Origin of the sequence: Streptomyces sp. VRA16 Mangrove soil, from assembly GCF_017377775.1 — a bacterium.
Lineage (GTDB): Bacteria > Actinomycetota > Actinomycetes > Streptomycetales > Streptomycetaceae > Streptomyces.
The window spans coordinates 91,558-108,458 of the sequence record NZ_JAFVLN010000001.1; the positions used below are offsets into that span (position 1 = coordinate 91,558).

At 72.0% G+C, this 16,901-nt stretch carries 14 protein-coding genes; 5 read left to right on the top strand and 9 right to left on the bottom strand.

Annotation, left to right across the window (positions count from 1 at the left end):
- Window positions 1-869 precede the first annotated feature (869 nt).
- Window positions 870-1,337, bottom strand: a complete 468-nt coding sequence (locus J3486_RS00420) for a VOC family protein (RefSeq protein ID WP_207817883.1) — start codon at window positions 1,335-1,337, stop codon at window positions 870-872.
- Between the two features lie 235 nt (window positions 1,338-1,572).
- Here J3486_RS00420 and J3486_RS00425 point away from each other — a divergent pair, with 235 nt between their 5' ends.
- From J3486_RS00425 to J3486_RS00445, 5 genes are all read left to right on the top strand, one after another.
- A complete protein-coding gene (locus J3486_RS00425) occupies window positions 1,573-3,357 on the top strand; it encodes a sensor histidine kinase KdpD (protein ID WP_207817884.1) in 1,785 nt (594 codons plus the stop codon).
- A 290-nt stretch (window positions 3,358-3,647) separates the two neighbouring features.
- The gene (locus J3486_RS00430; protein WP_207817885.1) at window positions 3,648-4,082 is read left to right on the top strand and encodes a roadblock/LC7 domain-containing protein; all 435 of its coding nucleotides are present in this window, start codon (window positions 3,648-3,650) and stop codon (window positions 4,080-4,082) included.
- 2 nt (window positions 4,083-4,084) lie between these two features.
- On the top strand, window positions 4,085-4,456 hold the full coding sequence (locus J3486_RS00435) for a DUF742 domain-containing protein (RefSeq protein ID WP_207817886.1): 372 nt from the start codon (window positions 4,085-4,087) through the stop codon (window positions 4,454-4,456).
- Window positions 4,434-5,033 (top strand): ATP/GTP-binding protein, encoded by a 600-nt coding sequence (locus J3486_RS00440; RefSeq protein WP_207817887.1) that lies wholly within the window; start codon window positions 4,434-4,436, stop codon window positions 5,031-5,033. Before J3486_RS00435 ends, J3486_RS00440 begins: the two co-directional genes overlap by 23 nt.
- A complete protein-coding gene (locus J3486_RS00445; RefSeq protein WP_207817888.1) occupies window positions 5,030-5,614 on the top strand; it encodes a GAF domain-containing protein in 585 nt (194 codons plus the stop codon). Before J3486_RS00440 ends, J3486_RS00445 begins: the two co-directional genes overlap by 4 nt.
- 81 nt (window positions 5,615-5,695) lie before the next feature.
- Here J3486_RS00445 and J3486_RS00450 read toward each other — a convergent pair whose 3' ends face one another.
- From J3486_RS00450 to J3486_RS00485, 8 genes are all read right to left on the bottom strand, one after another.
- Window positions 5,696-6,094: a hypothetical protein gene (locus tag J3486_RS00450; RefSeq protein ID WP_207817889.1), complete on the bottom strand. Its 399-nt coding sequence runs from the start codon at window positions 6,092-6,094 to the stop codon at window positions 5,696-5,698.
- 257 nt (window positions 6,095-6,351) lie between these two features.
- On the bottom strand, window positions 6,352-8,286 hold the full coding sequence (locus J3486_RS00455) for a DUF2264 domain-containing protein (protein ID WP_207817890.1): 1,935 nt from the start codon (window positions 8,284-8,286) through the stop codon (window positions 6,352-6,354).
- Window positions 8,287-8,447: 161 nt separating this feature from the next.
- Window positions 8,448-10,832, bottom strand: a complete 2,385-nt coding sequence (locus J3486_RS00460) for a polysaccharide lyase 8 family protein (protein WP_207817891.1) — start codon at window positions 10,830-10,832, stop codon at window positions 8,448-8,450.
- Window positions 10,833-10,853: 21 nt separating this feature from the next.
- Window positions 10,854-12,218: a M60 family metallopeptidase gene (locus tag J3486_RS00465; protein WP_229377292.1), complete on the bottom strand. Its 1,365-nt coding sequence runs from the start codon at window positions 12,216-12,218 to the stop codon at window positions 10,854-10,856.
- 150 nt (window positions 12,219-12,368) lie between these two features.
- Entirely contained in the window at window positions 12,369-13,688 is a 1,320-nt protein-coding gene (locus tag J3486_RS00470; RefSeq protein WP_207817893.1) for a M60 family metallopeptidase, read from the bottom strand.
- A 72-nt stretch (window positions 13,689-13,760) separates the two neighbouring features.
- Complete coding sequence (locus tag J3486_RS00475; protein WP_207817894.1) at window positions 13,761-13,961, bottom strand: hypothetical protein; 201 nt, start codon at window positions 13,959-13,961, stop codon at window positions 13,761-13,763.
- A gap of 12 nt (window positions 13,962-13,973) precedes the next feature.
- Window positions 13,974-15,380 carry a M60 family metallopeptidase gene (locus J3486_RS00480; RefSeq protein ID WP_207817895.1) on the bottom strand — a complete coding sequence of 469 codons (1,407 nt, stop codon included), beginning with the start codon at window positions 15,378-15,380 and terminating at the stop codon, window positions 13,974-13,976.
- Window positions 15,381-15,662: 282 nt separating this feature from the next.
- Window positions 15,663-16,850, bottom strand: a complete 1,188-nt coding sequence (locus J3486_RS00485) for a LacI family DNA-binding transcriptional regulator (RefSeq protein WP_207817896.1) — start codon at window positions 16,848-16,850, stop codon at window positions 15,663-15,665.
- Window positions 16,851-16,901 lie beyond the last annotated feature (51 nt).

Here is a 16,901-nt window from a genome sequence, read left to right on the forward strand (position 1 = left end):
GTTCGCCCTGGGGCGCGGCTGTGCGGCTGTGCGGGGTGCGGTGCGTGGTGGTGAGGCTTTGCAGGGGCGCGGCTCTGCGGTGGTGCAGGGGTGCAGGGGTGCAGGGGTGCAGCTGTGGGGTGGTGCGGTGGTGCAGTGGTGCGGCCCTGGAGTCGTCTGCGCAGCGTCGGGCTGCGGCCGGGGGCCCGGGCGGTGGGCCGTGTCCCACTTCCGGCGTGTCACACCCCGGGCGTCCTCGACACGGACCATCCGTGGTGCGGCGGAGTCCTGATGGCGCTTGGCGCGGCCCAGCAGACCGACTGAGAGGTGAGCGGTGTCCTGGGGCTCGTCGGGGCCGACGTACGTGAGGACGCCCCGAAGGTGACCGGTGACGACCCGGCCCTCGGGTTCCTCGGGCTCGATCACCCCGAAGTCACCGGCCGACGAGCCGGCGCGCACCGGGCCGGACGCCGCGAGGATCTCCCTCGCCTGCGCCGCGCGGTCATTGTCCGGTGCCGGCAGCACGACACAGGTGCCGTGCGCGAACAGCGCCCATGACTTACCGGGGTCGGCGAGCAGCCGCCGTCACGCGTCTATCAGCGTCTCGATGTCCATGGCGGCATCCTGCCGCAGGGCGCCGACAACGGGACCGGGTGGCGTGTGTGGTGGTGGGGGTTGGGGGGCGACACGACACGATCCCGGGGCCATGACTCGCCGCTCACGTACGGCCCTTGGACTGCGACTGCGACTGCGACTGCGACCGTGACGGCTACGGTGGTCGCGACGACGCTGACGGTCGGCTCCGCCCCGCCGACCGCGGAGGGAACCGTCGGCGGGGCGGAGCCGACGGGCCTCGCGCCGGGAATGAGGGCGCCGCCCGGGTGCGGATGTCACTCGGCCGGTCTCGAATCCGCCGCCACACAGAACTCGTTGCCCTCAGGATCCGCCATCACCACGTGGTGGCCGTCGAACTCCTCCAGGATTGTCCCGCCCGCTCGCGCCAACCGGTCCGCCTCCGCGACGATCCGCTCCCAACGCTGCTGCGCCGATCCGTGGCCCGGTACCCGTACGTCGATGTGCAGCCGGTTCTTCGCCCGCTTCGGCTCGCGCACCGTCAGGATCGACAGGCGCGGCCCGATCCCGTCCGGATCGCACAACCACGCGCCGCCGTCGTCCTCCGCGCCCTCGTCCGCGCCCTTGTCCGCGTTCCCCGGCGCGCCGAAGGACGCGACCCACTCCTCGCGCGTCGCGAACGGCGCGGGCGGGGGCTCGTCCACATAGCCGAGCGCCGTCTTCCAGAAGTCGGCGAGCAGCGTCGCGTCCGCGCAGTCGAGCGTGAGGTCGAATCTCGTTGCCATGAAAACCGACCGTACGCGGCACCACTGACAATCCAGTCCGAGCAGCCCTGCTCGAGTCGTAATCGGTCTGACGTGCGAAGGCTCATACCAGAGCGGGACGCCGACCGTCGGAGTTTGGCAACTGCCCACCGCACATGAGGTGTTGACGACTACCGTGAGTGGCCGCCGTGCGACGCCCGGTCGTCGTGACGTGCCCTCACAAACCAGGATCCGAGACCGAGGACGAGGACGCCGCATGTCTCAGCTTCGCCAGCCGGCCGCACGCGCAGACCGCCGTGAAGGCGGTCGGCACGGCAGGCCGACGGGGCGGGCCGCAGCGCAGGTACACCGGCCTGCAGAGACACACATACGGCCGCAACTGCTGCGCATCGCCGTACTGCCACCGCTCGCCGTGGCGCTCAGCGCGTGCGCCGCGGTCATCTTCCTCGTACGGTCCACGGGCGTACGCCCCAGCGTGGAGCTGTGGGCCGTGCTCTCCGGGGCCGTCATCGTCACGACAGCGGGCATCCTGATCGCCGCCGTCGCCGCCGACCGCGCGGCCACCGCCGTCCGGGACCGCGTCGTCGGCCTGCGCCGCACCAGCGCGCGCGGGCAGGCCGAACTGCGCGGACTGGTCGAGCAGTTGCGCAAGGGGGAGGGGCCGCCGCCGCGCCGCGCACCGTCGCCCGCGCCGAGCGGCTCCGACGACTTCGACAAGCTCGCGGCCGACCTGGCGCGCGCCCAGGACATCGCGGTCACCGCCGTCGTGCAGGCCACCCAGCTCTCCAGCCGGGCGGGCAGCCAGCAGACGGTCGAGGTGTTCGTCAATCTGGCACGGCGGTTGCAGTCCCTGGTGCACCGCGAGATCTCGATCCTCGACGACCTGGAGAACGATGTCGAGGACCCGGATCTGCTCAAGGGCCTCTTCCATGTGGACCACTTGGCGACGCGCATCCGTAGGCACGCGGAGAACCTCGCCGTCCTGGGCGGCGCGGTCTCGCGCCGCCAGTGGAGCCACCCCGTCTCCATGACCGAGGTGATGCGCTCCGCCATCGCCGAGGTGGAGCAGTACTCGCGGGTCAAACTGGTGCCGCCGATCGACGGCACCCTGCGTGGGCACGCCGTCGCCGACTGCATCCACCTGCTCGCCGAACTCGTGGAGAACGCCACGGTGTTCTCCGCCCCGCACACCCAGGTCCTGCTCCGTGCCAACCTGGTCACCTCCGGGCTCGCCGTCGAGGTCGAGGACCGTGGCCTCGGAATGCCGCTCACCGAGCAGAACAAGATGAACGCGCTGCTCGCCGACCCCGACCAGGTCAACGTCGCCAGCCTGCTCCAGGATGGCCGCATCGGCCTGTTCGTGGTGTCGCAGCTGGCGCGCCGGCACGGCATCACCGTACGACTGCAGACCAACATCTACGGAGGTGTCCAGGCCGTCCTCGTCCTGCCACAGGAGCTGCTCGGCTCCGAGCAGGGCGAACGGGCACCCCGCGTGCGCAAGGCCGCGGCCGCCGCGACCGCCGACAGCGTGCTGGGGCCGCAGGCAGCGGCGGCAGCGGCGTCCCCGCCGTCCGTGCCCGTGCCCGTGCCCGTACCGGAGGCGCAGCCCGCGGCGCCCTTGGCGCCCGTCGCCGTACCGCACCAGCCGCGCCCGGAGACGCCCGCGCCCTCTCCCGGCGGCGCCGCGCCGCTGCCCCAGCGCACCGCGGGCGGCACCCGCCCGACGCCCGCCGAGGCCGTACCCGGCATCCGTCCCGAGGACCGCCGGGCCGCGGAGCAGAGCACGCGGAACCCGCCCACGCCGGTGAGCGGCGTCGTGCGCGGCACCATGGGCCGGCCCCAACTGCCGCGGCGCAGGGCGCAGGAGCACCTCGCCCCGCAACTGCGCGGCGGCCCGGCGCAGCGGCAGGAGGACGAGCCGCCCGTCGGACACGACCCCGGACTCATGGCGGCGTTCCAGCGCGGCATCACCCTCGCCGAGGCGGCCGATCCGCGCGAGATGCCCAGCCGGGACCGAGGCGACGAGGGCGGTACCACCTGATGACGCCCGCCTCCACGCCCCTGGCCTCCATGCCGTTGGCCTCCACGCCTCTGGTCCCCACGTGCCTGGTCCACATCTCACGCGCCCCCGCGCCAGTGGCCCCCACGACACCCATTTCCACCGCCACCTCCATCCCCACTGCCACCCCCACGACACCTGTCGACACGACGACGTCTGTCCACGCGCGCGTGCGGCGAAAGGCGATACCCGGCGGGCCGTCGTGCACGGCCCCCGCCGTCTCCCCGACCACCAGCACCACACCGAGCAGTCCACCAAGGAGTCGATCCCCCATGGCGAGCGATGTGCCGACGGGTCATGTGTCCGATCTCGACTGGCTGATGAGCGGCCTCGTCCAGCGCGTACCCCACACCAACAGCGCCGTGCTGCTCTCCTCCGACGGTCTCGTCAAGTCCGTGCACGGGCTCGACACCGACAGCGCCGACCACATGGCGGCCCTCGCGTCCGGCCTCTACTCGCTCGGCCGCAGCGCCGGCGTCAGGTTCGGTGAGGGCGGTGACGTGCGCCAGGTGGTGGTGGAGCTGGACTCCGCCCTGCTCTTCGTGTCGACCGCCGGATCCGGCACCTGCCTCGCGGTGCTCGCAGGCCGGGAGGCCGACGCCGCCGTCCTCGGCTACGAGATGGCCATGCTCGTCAAGAGCGTCCGGCCCTACCTGGTGACAGCCCCCCGGCAGTCGCCGGCCGAGCCTTCGGCGATGAGGAATTGAGGGTGGCGGCCCCGCAGGACGGGCCGTGGCTCGACGGCGCCGCAGGCCGGCTCGTGCGCCCGTACACCGTCAGCAACGGGCGCACCCGGCCGAGTACGTTGCTGGACCTGCTCACCCTCGTCATGGCCACTGGGGCGACCCCCCTCGGCTATCTGGGGCCCGAGCACAGTCAAGCACTGGACCTGTGTGCGCAGCCCACGTCGGTCGCTGAGATCGCCGGGCATCTGAAGCTCCCCGCAGCCGTCACCAAGGTGATCCTCTCCGACCTCGTCGACTGCGGGGCGGTCACCGCCAAGCCCCCCATGTTCCACGACAACCCCACTGACCGGTCCCTACTGGAGGCAGTGCTCGATGGACTACGACGACAGCTCTGACCTGTTCCCCACCGCACTGAAGATCTTGGTCGCGGGCGGGTTCGGGGTCGGCAAGACGACCTTCGTCGGAGCGGTCAGTGAGATCGCTCCGCTCAGCACGGAAGAGCTGCTCACCACGGTCAGCGCGGACACCGACAGTCTCGACGGCATCGAGAACAAGGTGGAGACGACGGTCGCGATGGACTTCGGCCGCATCACCCTGGACCCGGAGCATGTGCTCTACCTGTTCGGCACACCGGGCCAGGAGCGCTTCTGGTTCATGTGGGACGAGCTCTCCGAGGGCGCGCTCGGGGCAGTGATCCTCGCCGACACGCGTCGCCTGGAGGACTGCTTCGCCGCCGTCGACTTCTTCGAAGAGCGCGGCATGGGGTTCATCGTGGCGGTCAACGAGTTCGACGGCGCCTACCGCTACGAACCCGAGGAGGTGCGCGCCGCCATCGACCTGGACCCCGCAGTGCCGGTGGTGCGCTGCGACGCGCGCATCTCCAGCTCCGGGATCCAGACCCTGCTCACCCTCGTCCGCCACCTCCTGGCCCACGCCGCGCCCGCGGCCAGCGGCTTCGGAGCCCACACATGACGTACGACGCGAACGGGCGACTGCTGGTGACGCCCGTCGACAAGGAAGGACCGGAGCGGGCTCGGCGACTGCGCAGGCTCGACCTGGGGCAGCGGCCCGAGCCCGCCTTCGACATGTTCGCGGACCGGCTCGCCGAGGTCACCAGGGCGCCCTACGCCATGGTCAACTTCATCGACGAGAACCGGCAGTTCTTCGCCGGGCTGCACACGCCTGACGGGGACCATCGCGGCGGCGAGCTGAGCGCGGCGGCGGCCGAGTCGGTGTCCGACAGCTCCGTGAGCCGCTACATGGCGCGCGACCACGGATACTGCCCGCATGTAGTCGTGCGCCGCAAAGCGCTCGTCCTTGAAGACGTGTGCGACTACCCCCGGTTCGCGGGCAATCCTGTGGTCGACGAGATCGGCATCCGCTCCTACTTGGGCGCCCCGCTGATCGACGACCGTACGGGTCTCGCACTCGGCACCGTGTGCGTGGTCGACACCGAACCGCGCCCCTGGGGCCGCTCGGGCCTCGCCATCATCAAGGCGATGGCGAGCGAACTGATGGACGTGGTCCGCAGACGCGGAGACCTGATCGTGTGAGGAGGGCCCGGGGGCGGGGCCGCGGACCTCAGATACCGCTGAGCCTCAGACTCCTCAGACTCCTCAGACGCCGCAGACGCCTCAGACAGCGTGGAACGGCCGGGTGAACCACGCCTTGGCCGACGACTGCGACAGCAGGGTGACGAGGGCGATGGAGCTTCCGAGCGGCAGCACCCCGCCGCCCTTGACGTGCTCGGCGACCGCGCCCAAGGCGAAGAAGATCTGCATGCTCGACAGGATGATCGACGTGATCCGCAGGCCATTGCCCGCGCAGTGGAAGCGCCACGAAAGACTGGCGACCACCAGCGTCAGCAGACTGCTGCCGATCACTTCGCCCGCGGCCTCCGGCCCGGCGACCACACCGATGGCGACCGCGGTCACGATGATCAGCCCAGCCAACACCTGCGCCACGATCCGGGCGGCCCGCACACTCGGTGGCATCAGCATCACCGGCGGCATACCGGGCGCGAGCCCGTACACGTGGGCCCCGTACGGAGCCGAGCCATAAGGAGGCGGGGAGACCGGCGGAGGCACCGGGGGCGGGGGCCCGAACTGGCCGGGAAAATCCGGGTTCTGATGCGGTGGCGGGACGCTCACGAGGGCTCCGTCGGTCGGCCGGTACGAGGAACCGGAGAGTACCCGACCCGACCGATCCGGCACCCTGCACGGTCACGGCCCCGCCGTCACACGCTCTAACCGTCACACGGTCACGGTCTCGCCGTCAGACGGTTTAACCGTCACACGGTCACGGTCTCGCCGTCGGGGAACGTGATCCGTACGGCCCCTCCCGCCCCGCCAGCCTCTTCCGCTTCATCCACCTCACACGTGATCGACGCGCGCAGCACCTCGGGATGCACCGTGTCGCGGGTCAGAACCACCAGCGTGACATGGACACTTGAGCCCCCCGCGTGGTCGCGGGCGTGCAGGTACGGGGTGGCGGAGTGCGGACCGTACGCGTTGGCCTCGACCTCATGCGCCACACCCGTGTCCGTGTCCCAGCCGTGCAGGGCCACCACCGCGCTGGTCAACCCCTGCTCCGTGCGCGCGAGCGCCCAGCCGGGGCCCTGCTCGGTCCGCGGCTTGGACGCGTCGGCCACCGCGTGGCCGCCCTCGCGCACGGAGACACCTGCGGGAGCCTGCACACGGTGTACCCGGAGCTCCCACGGGCCGTGCAGCACACTCGTCGACTCGATCGGGAACTCTTCGTCGTGCCCCGGGAGTTCAGCTTCGTGACGGGAGGAGGCGCGTCGACCGGCGCAGGTCAGGGGGTGGATACGGCGGCGCCGGGACGCGGTGCCGTCGGGGGCGAGCAGCGCGATGTGGTTGTCGACGGTCCGGGCCCAGGCGTGTGCGGCGGACTCGGGGGCCGTGGCCGTGGAGTAGGCCAGCTTGGCGTAGTGCGGATCGTCCGTGGCAGGGCCGTCGAGCGGGTTGTGGTCACTGCCGTGGTTGATCAGGCGCACGATGCCGTCGTGGTGCGAGCCGTGCAGCAGCCAGCCCGGGGCCGGCAGCGCCGTGTACTGCTCGGACTCCTCCACGGGCAGCGGCCGTTCGCGCTCCGTCCACACCGGATGGTCGGCCGGCAGCAGCAGGCCCAGGAATCCCTTGCTCGCCCAGTACGGGGACGCGGGCCCGGAGTACGGCTGGGTGGCGGGCAGAAACGTGTCGTACCAGCCCAGGGGCAGCAGCCCCCGCTCGTCGGGCACGCCGCGCTCCACGAAGTGCCGGGCGGTCCCCGAGGCGAGGCGCCGGGTCAGCCCGGGCGCGAGCGGGGTGCAGTCGGCGAGCGCGCCCATCCATACGGGCGCCGTCGCCGCGAACCGGTACGTCAGTGACCGTCCCTGGTGGACCGGTGCGCCGTCCCCGCCGAAGAACTGCGGGTAGGTGGTGAGGAACTGGGACAGCCGCTCGCGGTACACCTTGGCGCGACCGCCGTCCCCGCCCTCGCCCGCCATCCGGGCCCACAGCAGCGGGTACAGATGCATGGCCCAGCCGATGTAGTAGTCGAAGTTGCGGCCGTCGCCGTCGCTGTACCAGCCGTCGCCGACGTACCAGTCCTCGATCCGGTCGAGGCCGCCGTCGATGTCGCTCTGGCTGTACGGCGCCCCGACCGAGGCCAGGAACTGCTCCGAAACCACCTGGAAGAGCCGCCAGTTGTTGTCCCAGGTCCGCTTCCCGACGAACCCCGAGAACCAGTCGACGACCCGTTCCTGTACCCGGGTGTCCAGCCGGTCCCAGATCCAGGGGCGCGTCTCGTGCAGTCCGACCGCGATCGAGGCGGCCTCCACCATCTGCTGGGAGCAGTGGGTGAGTTCGGGCCACGCCTCCCCGCTGTCACGGTCCGTGCCCGTTGTCAGACCCTCCGTATACCTTTCGATCAGGTGGTGGATCGCGGACGAGCCCGGCCCGTCCGGTCCGTCGGATCCCGCCGCGCCCGCTATACGGAAGGAGGCCAGCAGGAAGGTCCGGGCGAACCCTTCGAGCCCGTCCGAGACGACCCCGGACCAGCTGGCCCGACCGGGCAGCCGGTACTGGGCGCGGCCCGGTGTGGCGTACGGCAGCAGGGCGTCCAACTGCCGGTCGGCCAGCGCCTCCCAGTGCGCCCGGGTCCAACCGGTCAGCGGGGATCGGACACGGTCGGTGGGCGGCAGGGAGAAGTACGGGGCGGGCATGAGGGTTCGCTGGCTCCTCGGTCGGGTGGGGCTGATCGGGCGGGGTGACGCGGTGGTTCACATGAGGTCGGAATGTACGGGGGATCGGCATGAAAGCGGTAGGGAAGCCGGCAGGGGCAGGGGCAGGGGCAGGGGCAGGGGCAGGGGCAGGGGCAGGGGCATCAGGCGAGTTCGGCGCTGTGGGTGTGGCCGCGCGAGCCACCCACCTGGACGGTGAGCACGGGCCGGCGCCCGGGCCTCACCTGGACGGTGTCGTCGGCGCGCACCACCGCGCGCACGGGGAAGGGAAGGCGGACGGTGAGGGTGGTAGCGGTGCGGCCGGGGTCCGCGACGGCGACCGAGACACCCCCGTCGCGGCGGACCACCAGAACGGTTCCCGGCCCGTCGGCGCTCAGCCCGTCGACGTCACCCGCCGCCCAGAAGTGCGCGGCGAGCAGCCCGAGCCGGGAGCAGGCGACGGCCTGCACCGTGGGCGAGTTGGCCAGCACACGCACGGGGCGGGACCGCGACCAGGACGCCGTCGTGGTGGCGCTCGCCCCCGGCAGCAGTACGTACGCGTAGGAGGCCGCCGTGGGCGAGACGCCGTGGTCGAACCAGAGAGTGGCGTACCGGCGGGTGACCGGCGTGGTGGTTCCGGCGGTGTCCGCACCGGTGTTGACGTCTCGCCAGCTGCCGGTGCGTTCCTCACGCAGCGCGCGCAGTGGTCCCCCGGACGGGAAGACGTAGCCGCCCGTGCCGTCGAGGTGGGCCCAGCGCGCGTCCGTCAGCTCGGCGGACCAGCCCTGATCGGCGGGTTGCCGGTGGCCGTCGACGGTGAGCGCCGGAGCGCCGCCCGCGTGCAGATTCCGGTTCTCCACCACCGTCTCGATCGTTCTGCCGTCGCCCGCCCTGATGTCACAGCCGAGCGCGACGACCGCGTTGTCCAGACAGAACCACGCCTTCTTGGCGTGCAGCGTCGAGCCCTCCGCCGTCAGCTCCATCGCCGCCGCGCCGTACCGGCCGCCGAGCGCGGCGCCGCCGGCGACGGCGTTCTTCGGGCGGTAGGTACTGGTGCCTCCGGCAGTGCCGAGGTCCACCCGCGCGCGCGTGTCGACCGTCGTGCCCGGAAGGCGGTACGGATCGACGGTCGGCCAGAAGCCGTCCCCGAAGGCGTCGAGGTCGTCGCCGTCGTACACGTAGGTCATGCCGTCGCCGGTGTACCAGCCATGCAGGTTCTCGCCGTTGCCCGCTTCGTAGGCGGCGATCCGCTGGGAGGAGAGCGACAGGGCGAGCGCCCACGCAGGGCGCCGGTGCACCACGCGGTCCATGTCGGCGAAGACGTGATGCCCGGTGAGGCGCGCGGCGGGACGGATCGCCGGGTCGGCGACGACGGCCTTGGCGGTCGCGAGCGCGGGAATGCCGACCAGCGTCGCGTACGGAGTCTCCCGGTTGCGCAGGATCCACCCCTTGGCGGCGGCCCGCCAGCGGTCCGCGTACGCCTGCGGTGCGCCGGCGGCGAGTTGGAGGATGTTCGCGACGGCGGTCGCGCCGTCGGTGTGATCACGGGCCCGTTCCCGGGAGACGGCGCGGCCGCGCAGCGCGTCCATCATCACGCCGTCGAACAGGACGGGGGAGAAGGTCCGCTCCACGGCCTCGTACAGCACCGTGACACCCGCGTCGGTGACGGCCCAGGCGGATCCGGCGAGCAGCGCGATGAGCTGGCCCGCACTGCCGAGCAGCACGCTCCCGTACGTGCCCGTGTAGGCGACGTAGTCGTGTTGGACGAACGAACCGTCCGCGTAGAAGCCGTCGCCCGAAGTGACGTACCGGAAAAGGCTGTTGCGGCCCGCGTCGCGCACGTCGCTGATGCCGTCGCGGGCCAGCGCCACCACGTCCGAGGCGCCCGACAGCAGCCCGCGCAGCGCCACGATCACGGCCTTGTCGGCGCGGTTGGCGCCGGTCTCGGCGAGCGTGGGGTAGTTGGTGCGGCGGTCCGCGTTCGGGACGAACTTCGCGACGGTGGCCAGGTAGGAGGCGAGGTCGGTCTCCGAGAGGTGCACGCGCAGGAGGACGCACAGGTCCATGAGGGCGCGCGGCGCCCCGATCTCCCAGTACCACCAGTTGCCGGACTCCGCGCGCGTCGTGTTGTACCCGACGTCGTGCAGCAGGCGCAGGGCGTCGAGGAGCCCGGCGAGGACGGCGGCGTCACCGGTGAGCGACGTTCCCCGGGTCGCCCAGGCGGTCGCGATGGTCCTCAGCCGCTGGTAGCTCTGGCCGAACTTCGCGGGATCGGAGGCAGGCGCCAGGTCCGCCCACAGCGCGGTGCGCCCCGCCGACGTGTCGACGGACCGCCACCAGGCCGCCGCCTGGGTGTCGAGCGCGGTGAGCGCGGCGGCGAAGTCGGCGTCGTCCGCGTCGAAGGCGCCGCCGGTGAGCTGCTCCTCGGCGCGCGCGAGCAGCGTCGCGTACGGGTCGTCGGCGGCGGCCGCGCTCCCCGCGAGGGGAAGCACTGTCGCGGCGGCACCGGCCCCGGCGAGGGCGAGGGCCTGGCGTCTGCTCCATTGCATGATCGCTCCTTCGTGCCGGTGTCAGTCGCTGAGAGTGGACGGGTCGACGGGCGGCTCGGGCAGCCCGAGGGCGGCCAGTGCGGCGACCCCGTCGGCGTCGATCGGGTAGGCCCACTTGTCGAGGTAGAAGTCGCTGAGGTCGTAGCCGGTGACGCGGCTCGTGCAGACGGCGAAGGTGGTCCAGCGCAGGGCGTCCTGGGTGGCCCAGTCGGACTGCGGGTTCTCGACCCGGATGAGCCGGTGCAGCTTTGGCCAGATGTCGGTGCCGAAGGCCAGCTCCAGCTGACGCAGCGAGACGAGCTTCTCGTAGGCGCCGAACGAGGAGGCGAAGGAGAGCCCGTCCGTGCCGAGCTTGGGCAGCGCCGTCTGGAAGTAGTTGAGGCCGGTGGAGGCGTTCACGGTCAGGAGATTCGACGTCTGGCCGAGGACGCGCTGGGCGGCCAGGGAGTAGATGTTGACCGAGACCTCGGTCAGACCGGCGGGCCGGTACGCGAACTGCTGGTGGAGATGGCCGAGTTCGTGGTACAGCCCCCAGCCGCGCGTGGAGAGTCCCCCGACGGTCAGCAGCCGGTCCATGTACGCGGGCGGGAAGGCGTTGTAGTAGTGGGTGGCGTAGGCGCCCACCCCGGTGGGGACCTTCGGGACCTCACTGAACTGGTAGGGGCCGGCCTTGCGGCGGTGCAGCGGGCTGGACCCGTCGAGTCCGGCGACGGCGGCGTGCGAGTCGATGACCTGCTCGAAGATACGCATCAGGGCGGTGTGGTCCTCGCCGCGGTACGGCAGGAAGCTGGCGCGGGTCACCGTCACCAGGGCGTGCGGCGACACCAGCTCCACGTACAACGAGTCGGTGAGCGTGTCGAGTTGGTCCTGGAACTCGCCCTCGGTGGTGCTGTCGAGCGTGAACGTCGGCATGCGGACGGCGCCGGACAGGAAGGTGACGATCGCGCGCTCGCCGTCGCCCGCGAGTCTCAGGTGGAGGGGCCCGCCGTAGGCGTCGGTGAAGGTGTTGACCCCCGCGGTGAGGGTGACGGCACGCGGCGCCGTGAGGTTCGGGTCGTCTGGGTGGTTGTCGTACGTGCCCACGTGCAGGGTCGGCAGGATGCCGTCGACGGGATCGACGCGGACGGTGACCGTCGCGCCGGCCGGTGCGTAGTGCCCGGTCGGGATGAAGTCGCTGCCGCGGTAGGTGGTGGCCAGACGCAACCGCTCCGGCTCGGCCGCGGGGAAGGCCCGGGCGACGACGGTCGCGGGATCCTCGGCACGGTGGCGGCGGGCACCGGCCCATGCCGGGGAGGAGCCCAGCGCGGTCAGGGCGGTCGCGCCGACGAGACCGGCGAGGACGGAACGGCGGGCGAGCGGACGGTCAGGCAAGGGTTTCGGGGGCATCGGGGGCATCGGGGGCATCGGGGCGAGGCTCCTCACGGGGCGGGAAGTCGGGAAGGGCGAGGGCGGAGCACGTGCTGCGGCGCGCTGGACGCGGCGAGGACCCGAGACGTGCGGAGCCGGTACCACCGGCCCCGCACACCCGGGGGCCCGTCAGTCGGTGAGGGCCGACGGGTCGACGGGCGGCTGCGGAAGATCGAGGGCGGCGATCTCGGCCCGCCCCTCGGCGTCGATCGGGAACGCCCACGTGTTCACGAAGAAGTCGGTGAGATCGTGGCCGGCCACGCGGCTGGCGTAGGTGGCGAGAGCCCGGTAGCGCTTGGCGGTCTCCGTGTAGTCCGACTGCGGGTTCTCCTCGCGCACCAGCCGGTGCATGCGCGGCCAGAAGTCGTCGAAGGCCAGCTCGAGTTGGCGCAGCGGCACGAGCTTCTCGTACGCGCCGAAGGACTTCTCGTACGTGAGCCCGTCGGTGCCGAACTTCGTCCGGGCGGACTGGAAGTAGTTCAGTCCGGTCTTGGGGTCGACGGTCAGGAGGTTCGAGGTCTGGCCGAGGGCGCGCTGCACCGCGAGCGAGTAGATGTTGACCGTGACCTCGGTGAGGCCCGTCGGCTTGTACGCCATCTGCTGATGCAGATGTCCGAGTTCGTGGTACAGACCCCAGCCGCGCGTCGACAGGCCCGAGACGGTGGTGGCGCGATCGAGGTAGGCGCGCGGGAACCCGTTGTAGCCGTGGGTGGCGTACGCGCCGACCCCGGAGGGCACCACCGACACCTCGGTGAAGTGGTAGCCGCCCGCCTTCGGCCGGTGCACCGGCTTGGAGGAGTCGAGACCGCTGATCCGCGACTCTGCTTCGATGATTTGCTCCAGGAGCCGCAGCAGGGCCGCGTGGTCCTCGTCGCGGTAGAGCAGCGCGCCGTCCCGGGTGAGCGTGACGATCGAGCGCGGGCCCACCAGTTCGACCACCGGAACGTCCGGGTAGGCGTCCAACTGGCGCTGGAATGCGGCCTCTTCGGTCTGGCCGAGACGGAAGACGGGCATCGGCACGGAGCCGGATCTGAAGGTGACGCCGGCGCGTTCGCCCGCGCCCTCCAGCGAGAAGTAGACCGGCCCGCCGTACGGGTCGGTGATCCGGTTCGTTCCGGCCTTGAGGGCGTACGAGCGGGGCTCCTTGAGCGTCCCGTAGTAGTCCCATTGTCCGATCCACAGCGTCGGCAGTACGTCGTCGAAGGGCAGGACCTCGATGCGGAGCTCCGTGGCCGCGGGCACGTACCGGCCCGTGGGCTGGAACTCGGAGGCGCGCAGGGCCTGCGCCAGCCGGAGACGTTCGGACTCGGCGGACGGCCGGGCGGTGAGCGTGACCGAGCAGGCACCGGCGGCGCGGGCGGTGCCGGCGCCCGCGCCGGCGATGAGTACCGCGCCGGCCGCGGCCGCGCCGAGCACGGAGCGGCGGGGCAAGGAAGCGGGAGTGCGCATGATGGGGCGTCTCCTCACGAGACCGCGAAGTGGGTCCCAGAAGTCGGGGTGGTGGGGTCCGGCGCGTGCGGGTCAGTGCGGATGCGGTACGGACGCGGCGCGGTGCGCGGGGCCGCGCGAATTGGCCGGGTGGACGGCCACCCAGGGGCGTCGCCCGGAAGCGACCGTCGTCCCGTCGTCGGGGAGGGAGGCGAGGGAGGCGAGAGAGGCGGGGGAGACGGAGGAGACGGAGGAGACGGAGGAGACGGGGGAATCGGACCGCTGGTCCGGCATCGGGTCGCCCTGTCAGTCCGTCAGGCTGCTGGGATCCACGTCCGGCTTCGGCAGTCTCAGCGCGGCGATCCGGGCGATGCCCTCGGCGTCGATCGGCATCGCCCAGGTGCCGACGAAGAAGTCGGTGAGGTCACGGCCTGCGGTGCGGGAGGCATACGTGGCGAGTGCCCGGTACTGGCGGGCCTCGACCTCGGGCGGGTGCTGGTAGTCCTCGACCGGGTCGTCGTGCTGGTGTTCGGTGCGCACCAGTTTGTGCAGGCGCGGCCAGAAGTCCTCGCCGAACGCGAGCTCCAACTGCCGCAGGGGCACCAGCTGTTCGTACGCGCCGAAGTCGTCGACGTAGGAGAGGCCCGCGGTGCCGAGCTTGGCGCGGGCGGACTGGAACCAGTTGAGACCGGTCGTGGCGTTGACCGTGAGGAGGTTCGAGGGCTGGCCGAGCGTGCGCTGGGCGGCGAGCGAGTAGATGTTGACGGTGACCTCGGTGAGGCTGCCGGCCTGGTAGGCGGCCTGTTGGTTGAGGTGGCCGAGCTCGTGGTAGAGGCCCCAGCCGCGGGTGGACAGGCCGGTGACGGTGCACAGGCGGTCCATGTAGGCGCGTGGGAAGCCGTTGTAGCCGTGCCAGGCGTAGGCGCCGACTCCCTTCGGGACGACGCTGACCTCGTTGAAGTGGTAGCGGCCCGCCTTCGGGCGGTCGAGCCTGGTGCCGCCGTCGAGGCCGCTGATCCGGTTGTGCGAGTCGATGACGGTGTCGAACAGGCCCATCAGCCGGGTGTGGTCCTCGCCGCGATAGAGCAGGGCGCCCTCGCGGGTCAGCGTCAGGATGGCGTGGTCCGTGAGGAGTTCGACCCACGGCACGTCCGTGATCGCGTCGAGCCGGGCCTGGAACTCGGCCTCCGTCGTGACGCCGAGTTCGAAGACGGCCATCTCCGCCGCGCCCCGGACGAAGCGGACCTCGCCGCGCTGCCCGTGCCCGGCGAAGGAGAGGTACAGCGGGCCGCCGTACACGTCGGTGACGGTGTTGCGGCCCGGCTTGAGCTCCACCGCACGCGGAGTCTGCAGCGCGGTGTCGGTGTTGTAGTAGTCGAAGGTGCCGATGTGCAGGACGGGCCGGACCCCGGCGGCACAGCGGACGTCGACGGCGACCTCGGCACCCGGCGCCGCGTAGCGGCCGGTCGGGATGAAGTCGCTGGCGCGCAGCGCACGGTCCAGGCGCAGCCGCTCGCTCTCGGCGCCGGGGAACGCCTTGATGCGGAGGGTGTCACCGCCGTGGAGAGCGGAGGTGTCCGGGGCCGCGGCTGCGGCCGGGGACGCGCCGAGGAAGGTGGCGGCGCCGGCACCGGCGAGGGCGCCGAGTACGGCGCGGCGCCCCGGGCCGCCGGATCCGGCGGGGCTGACGAAGGGCTTGCGAGCAGGACGCATCCAGGGACTCCTGAGAAGGGACCGGTGTCTGTGGGCGAGGGGACAGACGCGGAAGGCGCAGGGAGTGAGAAGGAGGCACGTGAGGGCTGCGCGAGGTGCTGGAGCAGCGAGCGTGTGGAGTGGCGCGTTCAGCATGTAAGCGGTTGCTGTCACATCACCGCAAGAGGGTCCGAGGAGTTTCTGTTCGTTACTATGCCGAGGAGTGCCCGTACGAGCAGAATCGCGCAGGAGCGCCCTGGGTGCAGGGACGGGGGCACGGGCAGGGACGGAGGCGGGGGCGCCTCAGCCCCGCCGACGCCGCCCCGCGCCGCCCGACCCGCCGACGCCGTTGCCCGCGCCGCCGCCGGAGTACGGCGCCACCGAGTCCCGCACCACGATGTGCGTGCCGAGGCGGAGCGTGCCGGTGTTCCCGGCCCGCCACTCGTCCTCGTCGCCGCTGCCCAGCGCCACCCGGACCGCCTGTCGGCCCATCTCCTCCAGCGGGATGCGGACGGTCGTCAGGCGCGGCCGCAGCTCCTGGGCCACCGGGATGTCGTCGTAGCCGACGAGCGACATGTCGTGCGGGATGCGCAGGCCCGCGTCCTCCAGGGCCTCGGCCGCGCCCGCCGCCACGATGTCGTTCGCGGCGAACACGGCGCTGAACCGCGGTCCCTCGCGCAGCAGTTCCGTCATCCGCCGCTGCCCCCAGGCGCGGCCGAAGGCGCCCGGCTGCTCCAGTTCCGGGTCGCGGTCGATACCGCGCAGCTCCAGTGCGCGCCGGTAGCCGGCGAGCCGGTCCCGGTTCGTCGAGAGACCTGGCGGGCCGCCCAGGTAGAGGATCTGCTCGTGGCCCTGCGCGATGAGGTGGTCGGTGATCGCGAAGGCGCCGCCCTCGTTGTCGTACTCGACGCCGACGGTCGGTGCGTCATGGCCGAGCGAGGGGCGGCCGCACAGCACCAGTTTCGAGCCGCCCGCGTCCAGGTCACGGGCGCGTCGGGCCAGCTCGGCCTTGTACGCGCGGTCCTCGACGCTGCCGCCGACGAGCACCACCGCGTCCGCGCGCCGCTCGTGCATCAGCTCGATGAAGGCCAGCTCGCGCCGCGGGTCGCCCTGCGTGCAGCAGACCAGACAGAGCCGCCCGCCGTCGGTGGCCTCGCGTTCGACGCCGCGCGCGATGTACGCGTAGAAAGGGTCGATCAACTCGTTCACGATGATGCCGACCGTGCGGCCGGAGACGCCGGCGAGGGCGCGGGCGTGGGCGTTGACCACGTAGCCGAGCTCGCGCATCGCCTCCTCGACGCGTTCGCGGGTCGCCTCGGCGACGGGGTAGTTGCGGTTCATGACGCGCGACACGGTGGCCGTGGAGACCCCGGCGAGGCGCGCCACGTCGACGACGGTGGCCCGGCGCTGCGGGCCCGTCCCCGCACCGCCCTGTGCTGCCTGGCCGTCGTGATCGCCGCGGTCCGGCGCCGTGGAACTCTGCCGGGGCATCCGGCCCACCCCCTGGAAGTCGTGCTGGTCGTCGTGTGCACCCGGGCCAGA